Annotated in this window: 22 protein-coding genes; 9 read left to right on the forward strand and 13 right to left on the reverse strand. The window is 64.2% G+C overall.

The window, feature by feature from the left end; genetic code table 11:
* From P8Y39_09715 to P8Y39_09745, 7 genes are all read right to left on the reverse strand, one after another.
* A partial coding sequence (locus P8Y39_09715) for a PLP-dependent transferase (protein MEJ2192602.1) occupies positions 1-275 on the reverse strand: 275 nt, incomplete at its 3' end.
* Positions 276-389: 114 nt separating this feature from the next.
* Entirely contained in the window at positions 390-647 is a 258-nt protein-coding gene (locus tag P8Y39_09720) for a hypothetical protein (protein MEJ2192603.1), read from the reverse strand.
* A complete protein-coding gene (locus tag P8Y39_09725; protein MEJ2192604.1) occupies positions 622-1,008 on the reverse strand; it encodes a class I SAM-dependent methyltransferase in 387 nt (128 codons plus the stop codon). The genes P8Y39_09720 and P8Y39_09725 overlap by 26 nt, the downstream gene beginning before the upstream one ends.
* Before the next feature lie 31 nt (positions 1,009-1,039).
* Entirely contained in the window at positions 1,040-1,375 is a 336-nt protein-coding gene (locus tag P8Y39_09730) for a cupin domain-containing protein (protein ID MEJ2192605.1), read from the reverse strand.
* A 40-nt stretch (positions 1,376-1,415) separates the two neighbouring features.
* A complete protein-coding gene (locus tag P8Y39_09735) occupies positions 1,416-2,210 on the reverse strand; it encodes a DUF3786 domain-containing protein (GenBank protein MEJ2192606.1) in 795 nt (264 codons plus the stop codon).
* 63 nt (positions 2,211-2,273) lie between these two features.
* Complete coding sequence (locus tag P8Y39_09740; GenBank protein ID MEJ2192607.1) at positions 2,274-3,095, reverse strand: nitroreductase family protein; 822 nt, start codon at positions 3,093-3,095, stop codon at positions 2,274-2,276.
* Entirely contained in the window at positions 3,092-3,799 is a 708-nt protein-coding gene (locus tag P8Y39_09745; GenBank protein ID MEJ2192608.1) for a class I SAM-dependent methyltransferase, read from the reverse strand. The genes P8Y39_09740 and P8Y39_09745 overlap by 4 nt, the downstream gene beginning before the upstream one ends.
* Before the next feature lie 655 nt (positions 3,800-4,454).
* Here P8Y39_09745 and P8Y39_09750 point away from each other — a divergent pair.
* Genes P8Y39_09750 through P8Y39_09760 form a run of 3 tightly spaced genes read left to right on the forward strand, consistent with a single transcriptional unit; the run spans position 4,455 to position 6,687 of the window.
* Entirely contained in the window at positions 4,455-4,805 is a 351-nt protein-coding gene (locus P8Y39_09750) for a hypothetical protein (protein MEJ2192609.1), read from the forward strand.
* The gene (locus P8Y39_09755; GenBank protein MEJ2192610.1) at positions 4,802-5,413 is read left to right on the forward strand and encodes a UvrD-helicase domain-containing protein; all 612 of its coding nucleotides are present in this window, start codon (positions 4,802-4,804) and stop codon (positions 5,411-5,413) included. The genes P8Y39_09750 and P8Y39_09755 overlap by 4 nt, the downstream gene beginning before the upstream one ends.
* 44 nt (positions 5,414-5,457) lie before the next feature.
* Positions 5,458-6,687: an ATP-dependent helicase gene (locus tag P8Y39_09760; GenBank protein MEJ2192611.1), complete on the forward strand. Its 1,230-nt coding sequence runs from the start codon at positions 5,458-5,460 to the stop codon at positions 6,685-6,687.
* A gap of 46 nt (positions 6,688-6,733) precedes the next feature.
* On the opposite strand, the gene P8Y39_09765 is transcribed toward P8Y39_09760, so the two are convergent.
* Positions 6,734-7,705 (reverse strand): NAD(P)-dependent oxidoreductase, encoded by a 972-nt coding sequence (locus P8Y39_09765; protein ID MEJ2192612.1) that lies wholly within the window; start codon positions 7,703-7,705, stop codon positions 6,734-6,736.
* A gap of 14 nt (positions 7,706-7,719) precedes the next feature.
* Complete coding sequence (locus P8Y39_09770; GenBank protein MEJ2192613.1) at positions 7,720-8,529, reverse strand: SDR family oxidoreductase; 810 nt, start codon at positions 8,527-8,529, stop codon at positions 7,720-7,722.
* 113 nt (positions 8,530-8,642) lie between these two features.
* On the opposite strand from P8Y39_09770, the gene P8Y39_09775 reads away from it, so the two are divergent.
* The 6 genes from P8Y39_09775 to P8Y39_09800 all read left to right on the forward strand — a co-directional run bounded on the left by P8Y39_09775 (position 8,643) and on the right by P8Y39_09800 (position 16,174).
* Positions 8,643-9,326 carry a TIGR04283 family arsenosugar biosynthesis glycosyltransferase gene (locus tag P8Y39_09775; protein ID MEJ2192614.1) on the forward strand — a complete coding sequence of 228 codons (684 nt, stop codon included), beginning with the start codon at positions 8,643-8,645 and terminating at the stop codon, positions 9,324-9,326.
* Positions 9,323-9,931, forward strand: a complete 609-nt coding sequence (locus tag P8Y39_09780) for a TIGR04282 family arsenosugar biosynthesis glycosyltransferase (GenBank protein ID MEJ2192615.1) — start codon at positions 9,323-9,325, stop codon at positions 9,929-9,931. The genes P8Y39_09775 and P8Y39_09780 overlap by 4 nt, the downstream gene beginning before the upstream one ends.
* A gap of 426 nt (positions 9,932-10,357) precedes the next feature.
* The gene (locus P8Y39_09785; GenBank protein ID MEJ2192616.1) at positions 10,358-11,320 is read left to right on the forward strand and encodes a glucokinase; all 963 of its coding nucleotides are present in this window, start codon (positions 10,358-10,360) and stop codon (positions 11,318-11,320) included.
* On the forward strand, positions 11,317-12,027 hold the full coding sequence (locus tag P8Y39_09790) for a TVP38/TMEM64 family protein (protein MEJ2192617.1): 711 nt from the start codon (positions 11,317-11,319) through the stop codon (positions 12,025-12,027). Before P8Y39_09785 ends, P8Y39_09790 begins: the two co-directional genes overlap by 4 nt.
* 12 nt (positions 12,028-12,039) lie before the next feature.
* The gene (locus P8Y39_09795; GenBank protein ID MEJ2192618.1) at positions 12,040-13,515 is read left to right on the forward strand and encodes an FAD-dependent oxidoreductase; all 1,476 of its coding nucleotides are present in this window, start codon (positions 12,040-12,042) and stop codon (positions 13,513-13,515) included.
* Entirely contained in the window at positions 13,508-16,174 is a 2,667-nt protein-coding gene (locus tag P8Y39_09800) for a glycoside hydrolase family 15 protein (protein MEJ2192619.1), read from the forward strand. The genes P8Y39_09795 and P8Y39_09800 overlap by 8 nt, the downstream gene beginning before the upstream one ends.
* A gap of 144 nt (positions 16,175-16,318) precedes the next feature.
* Here the strand turns inward: P8Y39_09800 and P8Y39_09805 are convergent, their stop codons facing one another.
* The 4 genes from P8Y39_09805 to P8Y39_09820 all read right to left on the reverse strand — a co-directional run bounded on the left by P8Y39_09805 (position 16,319) and on the right by P8Y39_09820 (position 18,552).
* The gene (locus P8Y39_09805; protein MEJ2192620.1) at positions 16,319-16,750 is read right to left on the reverse strand and encodes a Fe-S-containing protein; all 432 of its coding nucleotides are present in this window, start codon (positions 16,748-16,750) and stop codon (positions 16,319-16,321) included.
* Positions 16,750-17,196 (reverse strand): nitrous oxide reductase accessory protein NosL, encoded by a 447-nt coding sequence (locus P8Y39_09810; protein MEJ2192621.1) that lies wholly within the window; start codon positions 17,194-17,196, stop codon positions 16,750-16,752. Before P8Y39_09810 ends, P8Y39_09805 begins: the two co-directional genes overlap by 1 nt.
* A gap of 184 nt (positions 17,197-17,380) precedes the next feature.
* Positions 17,381-18,160 (reverse strand): C-GCAxxG-C-C family protein, encoded by a 780-nt coding sequence (locus P8Y39_09815; GenBank protein MEJ2192622.1) that lies wholly within the window; start codon positions 18,158-18,160, stop codon positions 17,381-17,383.
* 98 nt (positions 18,161-18,258) lie between these two features.
* Positions 18,259-18,552, reverse strand: a complete 294-nt coding sequence (locus P8Y39_09820) for a hypothetical protein (protein MEJ2192623.1) — start codon at positions 18,550-18,552, stop codon at positions 18,259-18,261.
* Positions 18,553-18,600 lie beyond the last annotated feature (48 nt).

Genomic DNA, 18,600 nt, shown 5'->3' on the forward strand with positions numbered 1-18,600 from the left:
CTGGCAAGCAGTGCCAGGAGCGTTGCGGTGATGGCCGCCATGCCCGAGCTTTGCACAAGTGCCTCTTCGGCGCCTTCCAGCGCACGGAGCTTCTCAGCCACGGCGGACTGGTTGGGGAGGTTGAAGTACCGGGGGTAGTACGCCTTCCCCGAGGGGTTCGGAAAACGATATGAGCTTGAGGTGTATATGGGCGTGTTTACTCCCCCGGTGAGCTCCTCCCGCACGCCCGAGTGCACGCATCGGGTGTTTGTTCCTCCAGCACGCTTGTTTCCCATGAGCGGCTCTCCTTTCCCTCTCTTTACATGGAAGGTCGATGCATATAATTTCTAATTCTGCCCTTTGGCGCCGTGTCTTATCCCCACAATGCGGCCAGCGTGGAGCGATGCCCGTTATACCTTTCTCCCTCCAAAGGCCGCGAATATGCCGTCCTTGAAATAGCAGTCCACGTCCCCGAATCCGGCCTTTCGGAGCGCATCGAGCTGGTCCTCCAGCATGTCGGGCCTGTTCGTGCTCGCGGGCTCCTTGTACCGCCTTATGATGTCGTCCGGAGATTCGTCTCCCAGGCCGAGCCGTGCCTGCATGTGCTCCATCCAGCCGCGCCAGCGGGCGAAGTACCACTCCTCAAGCCCTTCGGAGGGCGCACGCAAGGTCGAACTCTTCATCAAGCGCCGCCGCCCCGCGCAAGAGCTCCTGGAAGCTCGCCCTTATGAACTTCACGTTCCCGTATTCTCCCAGCCGTTCGCCCGCCCGGCGGAGCATGGCCTCCGAGCCGTCCACCAGGGTGGCCGAAATGGAACCGTCCGTTTTCAGAAGCTCGTGGCTGAGCGCACCGTCGCCGGCGCCGAGGTCAAGGAGGCGCACGCCCGTTTTATCCTTGAAAAAGTGCCCGTAGAAAGAGGCCGCCAGAGCGAACATCTTGCGGCGCTCCACGATGTAGACGTCCGCGCGCTCGAGGTAATTGCGGGAGAAGTCATCCCGGGCCCATGCCGATTCGCCGAATTCGCTCATGACGTGCTCCTTGGCATATGACGGATGGTTGTCATCTCAGAAAATCCTCCCTCGGCGGCGACCAGGCGTCCACGGCCTTGCAGGGCGCGCTGCCCGTGGAGGCCGCATGCGCCACGTTGGAGGGTATCGCCACAACGTCGCCCGGCCCGAGGACGAAGGACTTCTCCCCGCACCGCAACGTCAGTTCTCCCTCCAGGACGAGGGTGATCTGCTCGGCCTCGTGGGTGTGCTCGGGCAGCACGGCCCCGGGCGCAAACTCGAAATAGGTGAGCATGCTCCGCTCAAGCGCCACGGCCCACATCGCGGCCCCGGGTGCGCCGGTCCTCAGTTGGAGCTTTTCATTTGAGTAAACTCGGATTGTGCTCATGGCCTCCTCCATGATATCTGAGTAATGTGTGCAGCCGTCCTCACCTGTGTTTGAGTATGATTTTCTCCAGCATGTTTGCAAGGCCGACCCCGAGAGCGCCGGTCGTCTCGATGCCAAGGTTCTCCTCCGCCGTGCTGTCGAAGAAGAGGTGCAGTTGGGATTCAAGCTCGCCCTCGGACTTCCAATAACAAATGAGAAGAGGCACTTTGGGAAACGGAAACAAGACGACCGATATGTCCGAGTCGAAATTGTCCGACGGCGTGCCGCCAAAGACATCAACCAAATACTCGAAAAGCTCCGTGTGCGTATCCGCGATGTGCTTGAGCGGTTTTTCGCACCTCTGCTCGAAAAGTGGGCTTCCCGCCGCCCCGTTTTTCAGCAACCTGAACGGCACCCACGCGCCGGAAGGCTCCCGTCCCTGGCTGAAGAGAACATAATGAAGCAGCGGTATGGAGAACCAGACGTGCGTATGGCATTGCGATTCGATGTTGCCCCTTGGGTCGATCTCGAATTCCCTGCCCAGGCATTTGACCACCAGCTTGCCGTCCCTGGTTTCGGCCCCCAGGTGTGCCGCCCTGGAAGGAAAGTCCAGTGCTGCTATTTGCCCCCTCAAGGATTCCAGCAGTTCTTCCCTTTTTTTCTCGGCGGGGGACTGCTTGTGTGTCTTGCCCTCGAGCCGGGCAATTGTGCCGCTTTCCAGATGGGGACAGTCGGCAAACCGTTTTTGTCCCCGGAGCACTGCGGCCGCGAAAGCCATGCAGGTTGCGGCCTGGCATTGCCTGCAATTCGTCCTGGGCAGGATCTTATAGATTTCCAGAGGACTGAGCCCGGACATTTACTTTAACTCCTCCTCTTTCGGCTTCCATGCCGTGTATAAAACTAACTGGTTAGTATCGGCTCACCGCCACTCTATCCTTGGCTCTTTCCTAAGCGGTATCCTCTGGACGCGGTATTTCGGATACCCGAGCATCATCGCCCCGTATGGGGAGACGCGCTCACTCAGCCCGAGCGCCTGCTCGATGGGCGGCCAGAAGGCCGCGGCCAGCATGAGATAACCGGCCCAGCACGCACCAAGGCCAAACGGCAGGGCGGCCAGCTCGAGATAAGACAGGGCGAGTGTGCAGGCCGACTGCGAAACGGGCATCCCCTTGGGGGCATGGGCCAGCACAAGGTGCGGGGCGTTTCGGCATACGCGGTCTATCCCGCGCTCCCAGTCGTCCACTATGCGCGCAAGGCGCATGGAGGCCGCCATTTCGGCCTCGCTCTCGATTGCAAAGCGCATCCAGTCGACAACCATCGAGGAGAGCTTTTTTACCTCGCCTTTGTCGTGGATAACAAGCCATCCCACGGGCTGGGAGTTCATTCCCGTGGGGGCGTACCGGGCCATGTCGATGAGCCGCTCCAGGGTTTCCTTTTCAACCGCCCTGTCCTCATAGACGCGGATGGAGCGGCGGCCCTTCAAAAACTGCTCCGCCTGCCCGGCGCTCAGGTCGAGCTCACTGCGCATGGGCCGGCAGTCCCCGGGCTTCATGGCACGGTGAGAAAGCGCCCCGGTGGGACAGAACGCCACGCAATGCCCGCAGGTAATGCAAAGCTTGCCGGCACCGGCGACCGGTTCGGGCATCGCCTCGTTCATCTGGATTATGCCTACCGGGCAGACGGCGGCACAGATGCCGTCTCCGTCGCATTTCTCCCTGTCGACTTCGATGAGGTTCGTCATTCCTCCTCCTTTCGGGAAAGCCTGAGCATTTTATTCGTGCCTTTTTGAAATTCAAAGGGCACCTCTATTATTTCGGTTTTCATGCCTTCCCCGTCCAGAAAGCTCAAGACATCGTCCATGTAAGGACAGGGCTTTGCATCGAGCCCGTCCAGGGGGAATATCCTTACCTCTCCCGAGGCAACCCTGATTAGTTCCCTGAGAGACGCCGTGTGAAAATCCACATCCAGCCTGTCGCCGTAGAGAAACAGAAAGTGGCTCGAAAGCACAAGCTCGAACGCCCCGTCAGGAAAGGGTAGATGAGGCAGCTCGGCCCGCACGTAACGGCCCTCCGGAAGGCCCACGGGATAGTCAGCCCTGAAAAGCTCCAGCGCCCTTTCCCTCCGGGCGATAACGTCCTCCTTCCCCTTGTAGTACGTCCACGTATAAAGGTGCGCCGCCCCGTCGAACTTCTGGTCAAAGACGTGCGAGAGGTCCGCCCTGCCTTTTTCGTAAAGCTCCCGGGGCGTGAGACCGTAAAGGACATCGCATGCCGTGGCCTCGATGCCCATGGCCCGTGCCTCGGCGGTAAAGGAGGACGGACCCGCCGCGCAGTCCAGCACGGGCCCGCGCCCGAGAGACGCCTCATCGAGGGCGAACATGGCCGCGTATTCCCCGAACGTCCGCCCGATGAAAACTATGCGCTCCAGGTCCATCCGGTCCTTCACCGTTCCTCCGAAAATAAAAAAGGCCACGGGTTTGTCCCGTGGCCTCTTGAGTTGTCCTTGCTCGACCGCTACCGGCTGATGGAACACCCCACGGGCCACGGCACGTGCCATATGACCTTGAAAAGGGCTTTTGCCGGAAGCGAATGTATCATTGCGAAATGATATGCCCTGCACCACCCGGATGTCAAGCAGGCAACCAGTTGCCTTTCTCAAGCTGTTCCCTGGAGGCAATTTCTCTCCTGTCAGAGCGATGACCTTCGGTGGTCAGAAAAAGGGGACTGGTCCCGGCCCACGGCCTGAGCGATAGAACCTTGGAGCGGGTTGCTTCCGGAGCAGTCTGCTCTTGATAGCGGTCCAATCTCGGAGGAAAAGGGCCTGGTCCCAGGCCACGGCCTGAGCGATAGAACCTTGGAGCGGGTTGCTTCCGGAGCGGTCTGCTCTTGATAGCGGTCCAATCTCGAAGGAAAGGGGACTGGTCCCAGGCTACGGCCTGAGCGATAGAACCTCGGAGCGGGTTGCTTCCGGAGCGGTCTGCTCTTGATAGCGGTCCAATCTCGGAGGAAGGGGGACTGGTCCCCCTCGATGCGGCGGGCGCGGGCGCTTTTCTTCGCCCGGGGAAACCGTCTATGATGAAAGAAAGGCCGGAGGTCCGTCCATGAAGGCGCTCGTGCCCCTTCTGCTTCTCTTTCTTCTTCTATTTTCCTCCATTGCCCCGGCGGGCGAGACGGATTGGGTCTCGCTCGGAGGGGGCGTCTCCTATGACGGCGAAGGAGTGAAACGGACGGAGGGCGGGCTTCTCAGGGTGCGGGTGAAAACCGCCCTTCGGGCGGGCTATAATATCACCCTCAACGAGATCGACTGCACGGAGAAGACGTTGCGCGTCCTCACGATTACCCTCTATTCCCGCACGGGCGCCCCGGTGGCCGAGGCGCTCCACTCCGGGGAGGAAATCCCCATCGCCCCGGGTTCGGTGATGGACGACCTCCGGGAAAGGGTCTGCCGGTGAGCGCCCCGGAGGAGAGGACCACGGGAGAGCTGGCCGCCTTTCTGAACCCGGCCCAGTTCGAGGCGGTCACGCGGGTGGAGGGCCCCGTGCTGGTCATCGCCGGGGCGGGCTCGGGGAAGACCCGGGTCATCGAGTACCGTGTACTGAACCTGGTCCAGAGCGGCGTGAAGCCCAACTCCATCCTCCTTTTGACCTTCACGCGGAAGGCCGCCCGGGAGATGATAGCCCGCGCCGCCCGGCACGACCCGGAGTGCCGCAACGTCGAGGGCGGCACGTTTCACTCCTTCGCCTACAAGACCCTGAAGCGCTATGCCAAGAGCATCGGCTTCCCCGAGAGCTTCGCCGTCCTGGACGAAGGGGACGCCGAGGAGGCCATCCACCGGTGCGCGGCCAGGATGGGCCTGTACGAGGGGGAAAAGCGCTTCCCCCGGAAGGACACCCTGCGCTCGCTGGTGAGCGTTTCGGTGAACAAGGGCTCCCCGCTTGGGGAGATAATCAGGAAGGAGTATCCCCATTTTATCGAGTACATCCCGGAAATATATTATGGCACATGCATGACCAACTCAACAGTAATCGATGCCCCCAAAACGGAAGCAGAAATGATGTAAAATCAATCTCCAACGGCTTCCGGGGGGCCTCGCACGAGAACATCATGAAGTTCCCCGAGCGCTTCCCCCAGGCGGCGGTCATCACCCTGGAGCAGAACTACCGGAGCACCCAGAGGATACTGGACGTGGCCAACGCGGTGCTTGAGAACATGAAGAACAAGTACTCCAAGTGCCTGGTCTCGGCCCGGGGCGTGGAGGGCGAGAAGCCCCGGCTGCTCTTCTTCAAAAACGCCTATGACGAGGCCGAGTGGATAGCCGACATGGTGAAGGAGCGGCTGGACGAGGGCGTCCCCCTGGGCAACCAGTGCGTCATGTTCCGCTCCATGTACCTGTCCATACCGCTTCAGTCGGAGCTGGCCAAGCGCAACATCCCCTACGAGACCTACGGCGGGCTCAAGTTCTACGAGACGGCCCACGTCAAGGACGTCATCGCGCATCTCAAGGTGCTGGCCAACCCCCGGGACGAACTCTCCTGGAACCGGGTGCTCCTGCTCATCGGGCGCATCGGGCCGAAGACGGCCACCCGGATAACGGACCGGCTGACCGCCCGCGCTTCCCTCTCGGAGGCCCTGGAGAAGGGGTTTCGGGGGTTTCTCGAAAAACGGCCCTATGCCGAAGGGCTCGGGCGGCTCAGGGAGGCCCTCGCCCGGGCCGCGCCGGAGGAGGTGCCGGTGGGGGAGAAGTTCGAGGTGCTCCTCAGCTACTACACCCCCCTCATGAAGAACAAGTACGACGACTGGCACGTGCGGATAAACGACCTGGAGGCCTTGAGGCAGATAGCCGCGCGGTACGCCTCCATGGAGGAGCTTCTGGAGGACTTCGCCGTGGAGCCCCCGGAGCGGGGGGTCTTGCGCGTCGAGCCCGAGACCAGGGAGGAGGAAGCTCCCCTGGTGCTCTCCACCATCCATTCGGCCAAGGGGCTGGAGTGGGACGTGGTCCACGTCATGGGGCTCATGGACGGCGTGCTGCCGGTGACCTTCGCCCTGGACAGCGAGGAGGAGCTGGAGGAGGAGCAGAGGCTTTTCTACGTGGCCGTCACCCGGGCCCGGAGCGCCCTTTCCCTGAGCCTGCACCACGAGGGCATGCGTGGGGGCATCACCCAGTTCAACAAAATCTCTCGCTTCGTGGACGTCCCCGACGTCCTCAGGAAGCTGGAGGTCAGGGACGTGGGAAGGGCCGTGGGGCGGCTCGCCCGCAGGGGCGAGCCGGAGGAGGAGGGCCCCCTCATGGACAAGAAGTCCCTCCTCGAAAAACTCCTGGACTACTACAAGTAAGCCCCGCCGCGAGGGACGAAGCGGCGGCTTTTCGCCTGTTGTCCTCTCATCGATGCGCCTCCCGCCACTCGAGATAGTCCCTGACCATCTCCCTCACGCCCTCTTCAAGGGAGTGCCGGGGCTGCCACTGAAGGACGGCCCGGGCCAGGGCGTTATCGAAATGAAGGTCGCTTGAGAAGAACTCCACGTAGTGGGAGGCGTCGGGGTCCATCCTGAAGGCCAGGGCCAGAAAGTCCACGAAGAAAGCCGGCAGCTTGAGGATGGCCGGCGGGACCGGCAGGAGCCGGAGCTTTTTGCCCATCGCATCCGCGGCGGCCGCGAGGAAGTCCCGCCAGCTGTGGCGCGCCCCGTCGGTCAGGTTCAGGGTGTGCCCTCCTGCGCCGGGATGCAGGCCGGCCAGGGCGATGGCCTCCCCCAGGTCCTCCACGAAGACGAGAGGGGCCAGGCTCTCTCCCCTCCTTACAAAAGGCAGGCCCACCGCACCCAGGGTCTCCAGCGCCCGGAGGAACCGTCTCAAGTGCTCAGAGCCCGGCCCGTAGACAGGCCCCGGGCGGATGATGGCGAACTCCGCCTGGTCCTGCCCGGCCAGAAGCTCCTCGCACCGGCGCTTGTAGTCCGTGTAGTGGTCCGAGAGGGTCACCCGGGGTTCCGTGTCCTCGCGGGCCGGCACGGTCGAGGGGATGCCCGCCACGGTTATGGAGCTGACGAAAACCACGCGCCCGACCCCGGCCTTCCGGACATGGCCCAGGATGTGCTCCATCAGCTTGACGTTTCTCTCGGAGGCCGCCCGGTTGACGTTCTTCATCTCCCCCACGTGGTAAAGCACCTGGCAGCCTTCCATGGCCCGTACGACCCGGGAGAAATCGCCCAGGTCGCCCGGGTGCATGTTGCCCCCCGAAAGCCACGGGGGACGCTCGCTCCGGCGGGAGTACACGCGCACCCGGTGCCCGTCCCGAAGGAGCCGTCTCACCACGTGCCGCCCGATGAACCCGGTCCCCCCGGTGACAAGGGCTTCCAAGGGCCGCCCCCTTGCTACCCGCCGGTGCGGAAGCCCGGATAAAGGAGCATGCCGCCGTCGACGTAAAGGGTGGTCCCGTGGACGTAGTCCGCCTCGTCCGAGGCGAGCCAGACCGCCACCCGGGCGACGTCCTCCGGCTCTCCCACCCGCCCGTAGGGAATGAGCTTCTTGAGCCCGGCCTCGGCCTCGGGGGTCTCCCAGGCCGCGCGGTTTATCCTGGTCTTGATGGCCCCCGGGGCGATGCTGTTGACCCGTATCCGATGACGGGCAAGCTCCTGGGCCACGCTCTTCATCAGGAGCATCACCCCGCCCTTGGAGGCGGCGTAGTTGGCATGGCGCGCCCAGGGAATGACCTCGTGGACCGAGCTGGTGAAGATGATTTTTCCCGCCGCCCGGGAGCGGCCGGGGACCACCCCGCGGCGGATGAACTCCCCGGCGGCCTCCCGGGCGCAGAGGAAAGCGCCGGTGAGGTTGACGCCGAGGACCAGGCTCCAGTCCTCCATGCTCATCTCCGTGAAGGCCGCGTCCTTCTGAATCCCCGCGTTATTGAACAGGATATCCACGGTCCCGAACTCCGCCACCGCCCGCTTGAACATCTCCCGTACCTGGTCCTCCTCACCCACGTTCGCCCGGACCTTGATGGCCCGCCCCCCGGAGCGGCGGATTCCCTGGACGACCTTCTCCGCCTCCCCGTCCCCCGAGTGGTAATTCACCACCACGCTGGCCCCGGCCCGGCCCGCGGCCAGCGCTATGGCCTCCCCGATGCCCGAGCTTCCCCCCGTGACAAGGGCCGTCTGGCCCTGGAGAACCGGTTCCTTATCCACCGAAGATCCCTCCGTCCGCGAGCTGCCCCATCCTAAGGGAATAACAGCAAATGCGAAACCTGTCAATCGGGCGCCCCGGGTGGAGCGTATATAATAGGGGGCAAGGGGGAGCCGTGGAGAGGATTTCCATCATAATGCCCACGCTCAACGAGGCCGGGGGCCTCCGCTCCGTCCTTGTGGCCCTTCCCCTCACCGAGCACGAGGAGCTTGTCGTGGTGGACGGCGGAAGCTCCGACCACACGATGGGCATAGCGGGGGAGTTCGCCCGCCTGGTCATAGCGGGCGAGCGGGGACGGGCCCTCCAGATGAACAGGGGCGCGGAGCGCTCCACGGGGGACATCCTGCTCTTCCTGCACGCCGACACCGTTCCCCCTCCGGGGGCCTTCGCGCTTGTCAGGGAGGCCCTCAGGGACGAGCGGGTGGTGGCCGGGGCCTTCGACCTTGCCGTGGAGCACCCCGCCGCGTGGTTCAGGCTCATCGAGTGGGGGGCCAACCTGCGCTCGCGCCTCACCCGCGTTCCCTACGGCGACCAGGGGCTCTTCATGCGGCGCGCCGTCTTCGAGCGCATGAGAGGGTTCAGGGAGATGCCCCTCATGGAGGACATCGAGATGGGCTGCCGCCTGAGGAGGCTCGGCAGGATTGCCTTTCTCCGCCCCCCGGTGCGGACGCACCCGCGCAGGTGGCTTGCCGAAGGCCCTTTGCGCACCACCCTCAGGGACTGGTCCCTGGCCCTGGCCTATACCGTCTTCGGCGTAAGGCCCGAGAGGCTCGCGCGGTTTTACGGAGACGTCCGTTGAACACGGAAGCCCTCGTCATCATGGCCAAGGCCCCCCGCGCGGAAAGCGTGAAGACACGCCTCAGGGGCCACCTTGCCGACGGCCAGAGGCTGGCCCTCTATGAAAGCCTCCTTGAAGGGACCATCCGGAGGCTCCGGGACATCCCCGGCGTGGACACCTTCATCGCCTACACGCCTGCCGGGGACAGGGAGTACTTCGCGGCCTGGGGGCTGCCCCTTTTCCCCCAGTCGGAGGGCGACCTGGGCCTGCGCATGCACGAGGCCCTGGGCGTCCTCCTCAAGCGGGACTACCGGAAGGCCGCCCTGGTGGGCGTGGACATTCCGGCCCTCACCGCCGGGGTTGTGCGGGAGGCCATGGGGCTCCTTGAGAGTCACGACCTCGTGTTCGGCCCCGCCCGGGACGGCGGCTATTACCTGGTAGGCATGACGGCCCCACGGCGGGCCGTCTTCGAGGCCATCCCCTGGTCCTCACCCAAGACCCTCGAGGAGAGCGTGCGGAAGGCCCGCTCTCTGGGCCTTTCGGTGGCCTTCACCCGGGAGCTTTCGGACATCGACACCATCGAGGACCTCAAACGCCCCGGCCAGGCGCGGCCTGGAGCGCCCTGACATCGAAGCAATTCACGTTTGTGACGGTAATAAAGGGGGCTGGCCCCTGGGGCTGGTTCCCGCCGGGCGCGGCCTGGAGCGACTGGCCAACGGGCCAGAGCGTCCGGACCTTGAAACGGCTTGCCCAAGGAACGGCTTGGGTTGATGTTTAAAAAAGGGACTGGTCCCCGCGGCTGGAGCGACTGGTCAACGGGCCAGAGCGACCGAACCTTGAAGCGGCTTGCCCAAGGAACGGCCTGCTTTGATGCTTGAAAAAGGGACTGGTCCCTCCAGGCACGGCCTGGAGCGCCCTGACATCGAAGCGCATTACGTCTGCGACGGTAATGAAAGGGGGGCTTGCCCCCGGGACTGGTCCCCGGCACTGGTGCCCCTGCTTTACAGGCCCGGGTCCGTGGGATATAGTGTGACCAGAAAGAGAGGCGGCTTTTGGGGGAGATTCTCGCGGCTGACATAGGGGGGACGAACAGCAGGTTTGCCCATTTCAGGCTGAGGGAGGGGCGCCTGAGCCTTGAGGGGAAGAAGTGGCTTGAGACCGGGCGGGCTGACTCCCTGGGCGGGCTTTTCGCCATGCTCCGGGAGAGCGGCTTCTCCCTTTTGCCCGAGAGGGCCGACGTCACCGTGCTGGCCGTGGCCGGGCCCGTGGAACGGGGCGTCTCGAGCAGCCCGCCCTTCATCCCCTGGGGCATCGACCTTTCCAGCGCCCGCCAGGACTACGGCCTTACGCGCCATGTCCTCATAAACGACTTCGTGGCCCAGGCCTATGCCTGCCGCTCTCCGGTGGGCGAGGAGGCCCGGCCCATTCTCCCGGGAACGCCTGAGCCCGAGAGCGCCGTGGCCGTCATCGGCGCGGGCACGGGCCTGGGGATGGCGGCCCTTCTGCCCGACGGGCGGGGAGGTTTCGCGGCCATGCCCTCGGAAGGCGGGCACGGGAGCTTCCCCTTCGTGAGCCCGGAGGAGTGCACGTACATGAAGTTTCTCCTCGGGGAGCTTGAGGACCAGTACATGACGGGAAACGTAGTGGTCTCCGGGCGGGGCTTGAGCCTGGTGCACAAGTATCTCACAGGCCAGGACCTGCACCCCGACGAGGTGAGTGCCAGGTTCCACGAATGCCCCGACACGCTCCTCTGGATGTCCCGTTTCTACGGCCGCGCCTGCCGGGACTTCGCCCTTGCCACGCTGGCCAGGGGAGGGGTGTTCGTGGCCGGCGGGGTGGCGGCCAGGGTCCCCGGGATTCTCACCCACGGGGCCTTCGCAAGCGAGTTCAGAAGCTCCCCGCGGCACGCGCTGCTTCTCCGGGAGATTCCCGTTTATCTCATAACCGATGAGGACAGCGGCCTCTGGGGGGCGGCCTACAGGGGAAAGCTCGAGCTGGAGGGTGCCCGCCGGTGAGGCGCTCCACGGCGGTCAAGATACTGATAGCAGCGGCCGTCCTGGCCGTCATCGCGGGCTTCCGGTTCCTGGGGCTCGGGGAGTACTTCTCGCTGGACTTCATCAAGGAGTCCCGGGCGGGGTTCGAGGCCTACTACGCCCATCACAGGGTGCTTGTGCCGGCCGCCTTCTTCTGCATCTATGTGGCCGTGACCGCCTTCTCCCTTCCCGGGGCCGCCGTGATGACCCTGGCCGCGGGCGCGCTCTTCGGTTTCTGGGTGGGGCTGGTCATGGTCTCCTTCGCAAGCAGCGTGGGGGCCACTCTGGCCTGCCTGGTGGCCCGGTTCCTCCTGAGGGACTGGGTGCAGGGCTCATTCGGGCGCCGTTTGAGGAAGATAAACGAGGGCGTGGAGCAGGAGGGCTCTTTCTACCTCTTCACCCTGAGGCTCATCCCCATCTTTCCGTTCTGGGCCATAAACCTGGCCATGGGGCTTACGGGGATGGCCCTCTGGCGGTTCTACTGGGTCTCCCAGGTGGGGATGCTGCCGGGGACCGTCGTCTACGTAAACGCCGGGAAGCAGCTCGGGGAGCTCACGTCGCTCTCGGGGATATTCTCCCCGGACATCGTCCTCTCCCTGGTGCTCCTGGGGCTCTTCCCGCTTGCCGCGAAAAAACTCGTGGGCTACTACAGAAAGAAAAAGGGCAAGCCCCCGGTCAGGACGGGGTAGGGAGGTTCCGACATGCCGAAGTACGATTACGACATGGGGGTTCTGGGAGGGGGCTCGGCGGGCCTCACGGTGGCCGCTGGAACGGCCCAGCTCGGAGCAAAAACCATCCTCATAGACAAGGCCCCGGCCCTGGGAGGTGACTGCCTGCACTACGGGTGCGTGCCGAGCAAGACTCTCATCCGAACGGCCCAGGTCTACCACCGGATGAAAAACGCCCGGCGCTACGGCCTTCCGGAGACGGACCTGAAGCCGGTGGACTACCGCGACGTGGCTCGGCGCATCCAGGAGGTCATCGCCGTCATCCAGAAGCACGACTCCGCCGAGCGGTTCTGCAAGCTGGGCGCGCGGGTGGAATTCGGAGAGCCCCGCTTCGTCGACGAGCACGCGGTGAGGATAAACGGCAAGACCGTCTCGGCCCGGTACTGGGCCGTCTGCACGGGCTCCTCGCCCGCCCTTCCGCCCATCAGGGGGCTTGCCGAAGTCCCCCATGTGACCAACCGCGAAATCTTCTCGCTGGATGAGCTTCCCCGGAGGCTCATCGTCGTGGGCGGCGGGCCCATCGGCATCGAGATGGCCCAGGCCTTCTCAAGGCTGGGAAGCCGGGTGGTGGTGCTTCAGCGGAGGGGGCAGATACTGGCAAGGGAAGACAAGGACATGGCCGACGCCGTGATGGCAGTCCTTCGGAGCGAGGGGGTGGAGTTTCACCTGAACGCCCGGGTTGAGGAGGTGCGGGACCTGGGCGCGGAGCGCGAACTGCTCTTCACCCTGAAGGGGGAAAAGGAGCTTCGCTCGGTGCGGGGAGACATCCTGCTGGTGGCCACCGGGAGAGTTCCCAACGTGCAGGGCCTGGGGCTTGAGGAGATAGGCGTCTCCGTCTCGGAGAAGGGCGTGGAGGTGGACGACAGGCTCAGAAGCGCCCAGAAGCACATCTATGCCGCCGGAGACGCCCTGGGCAGGCACTTCTTTACCCATGCGGCGGGCTACGAAGGGGGCATCGTCGTCACGAACGCCGTCTTTCGGCTTCCCCGGAAGGCGGATTACACCCTGCTGCCCTGGTGCACCTTCACGGAGCCCGAGCTGGCCAGCGTCGGGATGAACGAGGCGCGGGCCGGGGCGGCAGGGGTGCGGTACTCCGTCTGGACCTCGGAGTTCGCCGGAAACGACCGGAGCCAGACCGAAGGGGAGACCACCGGCAGGATAAAGATGCTCCTGGATGCGGATGAGAAGCCCCTGGGCGTGCAGATACTGGGCCCCCGGGCCGGGGACCTCCTGGGCGAATGGGTGGGTGTCTTAAACGGCGGGGTCAAGCTCACCAAGCTTGCCGGTGCGGTGCACCCCTATCCCACCCTGGGGGAGATAAACAAGAAGGTGGCCGGGGACCTCCTGGCAAGCAAGATATTCTCCGATACCGTGCGGAAGGGTCTCAAGCTCTTCTTCAGCCTCAGGGGAAGGGCCTGTAACGGAGCGGCGGCCTCTCGCGATGTATAAGAAGATAAGCGAGTACGGCATCATCGGGGACCTGCACTCCGTTGCGCTGGTGGCCCCGGACGGCTCCATCGACTGGATGTGCCTTCCCTACATAGACTCCGGGAGCATCTTCGGCGCCCTCCTGGACGACCAGAAGGGAGGGCGGTTCCGCGTCCGCCCCGCCGCGGAGGAGTGGGACTCCTCCGTCCGGTACCTGCCGGGGACGAATATCCTGGAGACGGACTTCCGCACGCGGGAGGGCGTGGCGCGCATGGTGGACTTCATGCCGGTGGTCCTTGAGGGCGAGGCCCGGGAGGTGCGGCATGAGCTTTTGAGGCGCATCGACTGCGCGGAGGGGACCATCGCCATGGAGGTGCTCTTCGACCCGAGGTTCGATTACGCCCGGGCGGAGACGGTGCTTGCGATGGGCCCCCGGGGAGGCATCGTCGCCCGGGGCGGCGGGGAGAAGCTAGGGCTGGCCGCCTCCCGCCATCTGGAGCTGGGAGAGGACGGCAGGGGGCGGGCCCGCTGGGGGCTCAAGCGGGGCGACAGGGTGTGGCTCAACCTCCGCTACGGGGCCGAGGACCTCTGCATGTGCGACCCCGAGGAGGCGGAGGAGGCCTTCCGGAGGACCGAGGAGTACTGGCACCGGTGGCTTGCCAAGAGCGAGACCGGAAGGGCCGTGGACCTGGGGCCCTACAGGGAGATGGTGGAGCGCTCCGCCCTGGTCCTGAAGCTCCTCTATTACGCCCCCACGGGCACCGTGGCCGCGGCCGCCACGACGAGCCTTCCGGAGGAGATAGGCGGGGTGCGCAACTGGGACTACCGTTTCACCTGGGTGCGGGACACCTCCTTTACCCTGGAGGCGCTGTTCAATTTCGGCCACATGTCGGAGACCGAGGGCTATCTGAGGTGGGTGGAAACGCTCCTCCGGGAGACCGGCCCGGAGGGGCTCAGGGTGCTCTACGGCCTGAGGGGGGAGACGGACATCACGGAGGAGGAGCTCGGCCACCTGGAGGGATACAGGGGCTCCCGCCCGGTGCGGGTAGGAAACGCCGCCGGGGGACAGCGGCAGTTGGACATCTACGGGGAGCTCATGGACGCCGCGCTCAAGCTCTCGGACTACGTGGGCAGGGTGGGCCTGGGGATGTGGCCCTTCCTCAAGGGCATCTGCGACTACGTGACCGAGCACTGGCGGGAGTCGGACAACGGGATATGGGAGGTGCGGGACGGCCCCTATCACTACGTCTACTCCAAGGTGATGTGCTGGGTGGCCCTGGACAGGGGGGTGACCATGGCCCGCCGCTACGGCTTCCCCGCCGACCTGGAAAAATGGCTCCGGGTGCAGGAGGAGATAAAGGAGGAGGTCCTTGAGAAGGGTTGGAGCCGGAAGAAGCAGGCCTTCCTTCAGCACTACGGGGGCAAGGCCCTGGATGCCAGCGCCCTGCTCATCCCCCTGATGGGATTCCTCCCCCACGACGACCCCCGGGTGGCCTCCACCCTGGAGGCCGTGCGGGCGGAGCTGGCCGTGGAGCACCTTCTTTATCGCTACGTGGGGGAGGACGGGCTGCCCGGCGAGGAGGGGCAGTTCCTCTACTGCACCTTCTGGCTCGTGGATAACCTCACCGCCATGGGCAGGTACGAGGAGGCCGAGGCCGTCCTGGACTCCATGGAGGACATGGCCAACCACCTGGGGCTCTTCTCCGAGGAGTACGACTACCACTGGCAGGACGCCCTGGGGAACTTTCCCCAGGCCCTGACCCACATAGGCTATATAAACAGCGTGGTCGCCCTCCGGAGCGCCCGTGCAGCCGAGGAGGAAAAGAGAAGGCGGGAGGAGTCGCCGCCGGGCATCGGCGTGGAGCTGGCCGAAACCATTGTCCTGAACGAGGGGGAGACCGACATCACCGGCACGCCGGGGGAGCTTGCCACGATGCTCAAGGAGAGGATGAACGTCCTGAGGGGGGCCTTCTTCGAAGCCGCCTCGGGGAGGGTGGCCTACGAGCGGATGGAGGCGTCCAAGGCCTACAGGGAGTACGTGGAGCTGAGCCACGCCCTCAGGGGCATCGACCCCCGCGGGCTCGACGGCCACGCCGAGAGCCTGGCGTTCTGGATAAACATCTACAATGTCCTGGTCATCCACGGGGTCGTGGAGACGGGCGTCAGGGACTCGGTGAAGGAGGTGCGGGACTTCTTCCGGCGAGTGCAGTACGAGATGGGCGGCGTGTACTTCTCGCCCGACGACATCGAGCACGGCGTCTTGAGGGGCAACGCCCGCCCGCCGTATTCGCTGCTAAAGCCCTTCGGGGGGGACGACCCCCGGCTTGCGTGCGTTCTGAAGCGCCGGGAGCCCAGGGTGCACTTCGCCCTGGTCTGCGCGTCCTCCTCCTGCCCGCCCATCGGTGTCTACACGCCGGAGACCATCGAGGAGGACCTCGACGTCGCCGCGCGCACCTTCCTCAACGCCGGAGGGGTGGAGGTGGACAGGACCGCGGGAAGGGTGCGCATCTCGCGCATCTTCAAGTGGTACGGAAAGGACTTCGGCCCCACCCTGCCCGAGAGGCTGCGCTTTGTCGGTCGGTACCTGTACCGGGAGGAGGACAGGGAGTTCCTGCTCAATGAGGCTGAGAACATCGGGGTGACCTACCAGGACTACGACTGGCGGTTGAACCGGTATTGACCCTTTCCTTCGTGACGGCAACTCGTCCCGGTCGCCCTGAATGTCATGCGGGTAGCGCGTTGTCCCGGACGTGTTCGAGGCCGGCGCAAGGCGGCTCGCGCCGTCTGAGTGGAGCATTCCTTACGGCGGAAGAGAGGAAAACCGCTAGAAATATCTCTGCCCGTTTATGATATCGGCTTTCTCTATCACGTATGTATCGCCCTCTGTCTTTCCCTCAAGAGGGAGCGGATAGCAGCTTCCCGCACCCTTGAGATTATGCATGGAATAGCGCTCTCCGCACGCGACGCAGACGAGGTGCTTGTCCTCTACCCTGTAGCCGAGCTTCTTCGGGTAGCACTTGGCGCAGGCGTCGAAGTACGACTCCACGCGCCCGTTTACCTTGACCAGGAGATAGTCTATCCGTGTGCCCTCGTGCTCAAGGGAGTAAAACACGGGAGTTTCCTCCCGGAGCGTGCTTATGGAAAACCGGATTTCGTCCCCCGAGGAAGGGGCCGCCGGATATTCGGGTTTCCGGGCGCAGGATGAAAGCGCAAGCACGAGGGCCGCAAAAGCGCATGCCTTGAGTGTTCGAGCCACTACATCTTCCCTTTCATCATGGCGCCCAGGACCTTCAGGGTCTCCTCGAACGTCATCGGCTTGCCGAAGCCCGCGGCCTCGTCGCGGCGAGCGAATGCCGCGATGCCCCAGCCCATGGGCGTGTTGAACTTCTCGCTCTTGACGTAGACGGCCTTCATGGCGTCAATCCACCGGCCGCTTTTCGAATCCCTGACGTAAAGCTCCGAGGGCTTTTCCTTCTGCTTTTTGTAGAAGGAGAGCATGTCGCCGATGTCGCAGAAGGGGAGCATCTCTCCGCCCGTCACTATCTGTGCCGAATAGACCGACGCCGGGTCCACCTTCATGCCGCAGGAGCGGCAGCGGGAGCCTGCCGGAATATCCATGGGGTCGGAGAATGCGGCCCCCGCAAGCAGCGCCAGGGCAATCGTCGAAAGCAGGGTGAGCATCAAAATCGATTTCTTTTTCATAAAGCTCCTTGCGTTAAGAAAGGTTATCGTTGGGGAGGCAGGGCACGGGGCCCTGCCCCCCCGAACGGGGAGAAACGGCCGAACCCCCGTGGCGCCCGGCGCTGCCGTTGCGCCGCTCGCCGGCCCGGCTTCGGGGGCTCGAACATCTTTCAATTTCAACCGCCGCTCCGTTTCACGTGCCGCGTTATGAGCCCGGCACCTTGGGGATGTCGCTTCCGTGGCACTCGGTGCAGTTGTTCTGAGACGTGATGCCGTTTTGCTTGAGGTTGGCCAGCAGAGGGTGCTTCGGCTTGTATTTGCCGGCGGCCCAGTCGTTGAGCATCCCCGCGGTGTACATCGCCACGTTTGCGGAAAGCCGCGCACATCTCTCGGCCCTCTCGTTGGTGAAGAAACCCTTGTTTTCGGCCTTCATCCACTTGCCCACGGAAATGTGGCAGACCGGCGTATTGCTGGTTGTGCTGTGGTGTATCTCGGCCTTGAGCGGTTTCTCGGGCGCGTACGTGGGCAGCTTGGTGTTGGAGTAGTAGAAGGCCAGGTCGTTTACCATCGCCTCCGCGGTGTCCGTGTCGCCGGTGACCAACCCGATGACCACCCCCGCCCCGGTAAGGGTGCCGCAAAGGGCTCCCCAGCCGGCCAGGCCACCGTGGGCCCACCTGTAGGCGTCTATGGGGAACTGCGCCCAGTTTCCGCCCGCCTTTTTCTTTAGGGGAAGGACGAGGCCGGCCACCACCGTGGAGGCGCACCAGCGCTTGAAGTAGTCCTCGTAGGCCAGGCGCCCCACCTGGTCGATGTCGAGCTTGCGATACGTGTAACCCGATTTGTAGCCGTAGGCCTCGGCGCTCCGGGCCATGCCCAGCCCGCCCGCGGATACCACCGCCAGGCCCGCCGCCATCTTGCCGGCTCCGGATATGAGACGCCTTCGTGAGATGTCCCTTTCGCCCAGACATTTTACGATGTCAGACATTATGCCTCCATTTCATGTGAAAGAATTTTTTGTAACCGCAGGGAAGCCGCGGGCCGCAGCGGGCGAGCCGCCTGGGTGCAAGGCTCCCCTGGACGGTTTTAGGCTGTGGTAAGGAGGCCGGGGCGAGGAGGGTCGTCTAACGGGGAGAAAAGGGTGGATTCGTATATGAAGGGTTTTTCCGCGGGCAGTGCCTCGACCGCTGCGATTATGGGGACGCCGTACACCGGCGCTGTCAGGGTAATGGTGTCACCGGAGGCAGCGGGGGATTGGGGACTGCAAAGGTCGAGCGTGGCAATGGTTTCGCCGTCCTGCACTTTCACGGCGCAGATGTGCGCGCCGAGAAGGGTGAGAGCGAGCGCAAAGAGCACCAGGAAACCAACGGCTCTCCTCATGACTGAATGTATCAGGCAGGCAGCGCCGGAGTCAACTTAAAGCTGTAA

It is taken from the genome of Nitrospirota bacterium, from assembly GCA_037386965.1.
Lineage (GTDB): Bacteria > Nitrospirota > Thermodesulfovibrionia > Thermodesulfovibrionales > JdFR-86 > JARRLN01.

Coding starts and splice junctions, on each gene's coding strand:
- P8Y39_09760 (MEJ2192611.1), top strand. CDS start 5,458: ATGAAGTTCCCCGAGCGCTTCCCCCAGGCGGCGGTCATCACCCTGGAG.
- P8Y39_09815 (MEJ2192622.1), bottom strand. CDS start 18,160: ATGTCTGACATCGTAAAATGTCTGGGCGAAAGGGACATCTCACGAAGG.
- P8Y39_09740 (MEJ2192607.1), bottom strand. CDS start 3,095: ATGACGAACCTCATCGAAGTCGACAGGGAGAAATGCGACGGAGACGGC.
- P8Y39_09800 (MEJ2192619.1), top strand. CDS start 13,508: ATGTATAAGAAGATAAGCGAGTACGGCATCATCGGGGACCTGCACTCC.
- P8Y39_09795 (MEJ2192618.1), top strand. CDS start 12,040: ATGCCGAAGTACGATTACGACATGGGGGTTCTGGGAGGGGGCTCGGCG.
- P8Y39_09725 (MEJ2192604.1), bottom strand. CDS start 1,008: ATGAGCGAATTCGGCGAATCGGCATGGGCCCGGGATGACTTCTCCCGC.
- P8Y39_09810 (MEJ2192621.1), bottom strand. CDS start 17,196: ATGAAAAAGAAATCGATTTTGATGCTCACCCTGCTTTCGACGATTGCC.
- P8Y39_09735 (MEJ2192606.1), bottom strand. CDS start 2,210: ATGTCCGGGCTCAGTCCTCTGGAAATCTATAAGATCCTGCCCAGGACG.
- P8Y39_09820 (MEJ2192623.1), bottom strand. CDS start 18,552: ATGAGGAGAGCCGTTGGTTTCCTGGTGCTCTTTGCGCTCGCTCTCACC.
- P8Y39_09730 (MEJ2192605.1), bottom strand. CDS start 1,375: ATGAGCACAATCCGAGTTTACTCAAATGAAAAGCTCCAACTGAGGACC.
- P8Y39_09750 (MEJ2192609.1), top strand. CDS start 4,455: ATGAAGGCGCTCGTGCCCCTTCTGCTTCTCTTTCTTCTTCTATTTTCC.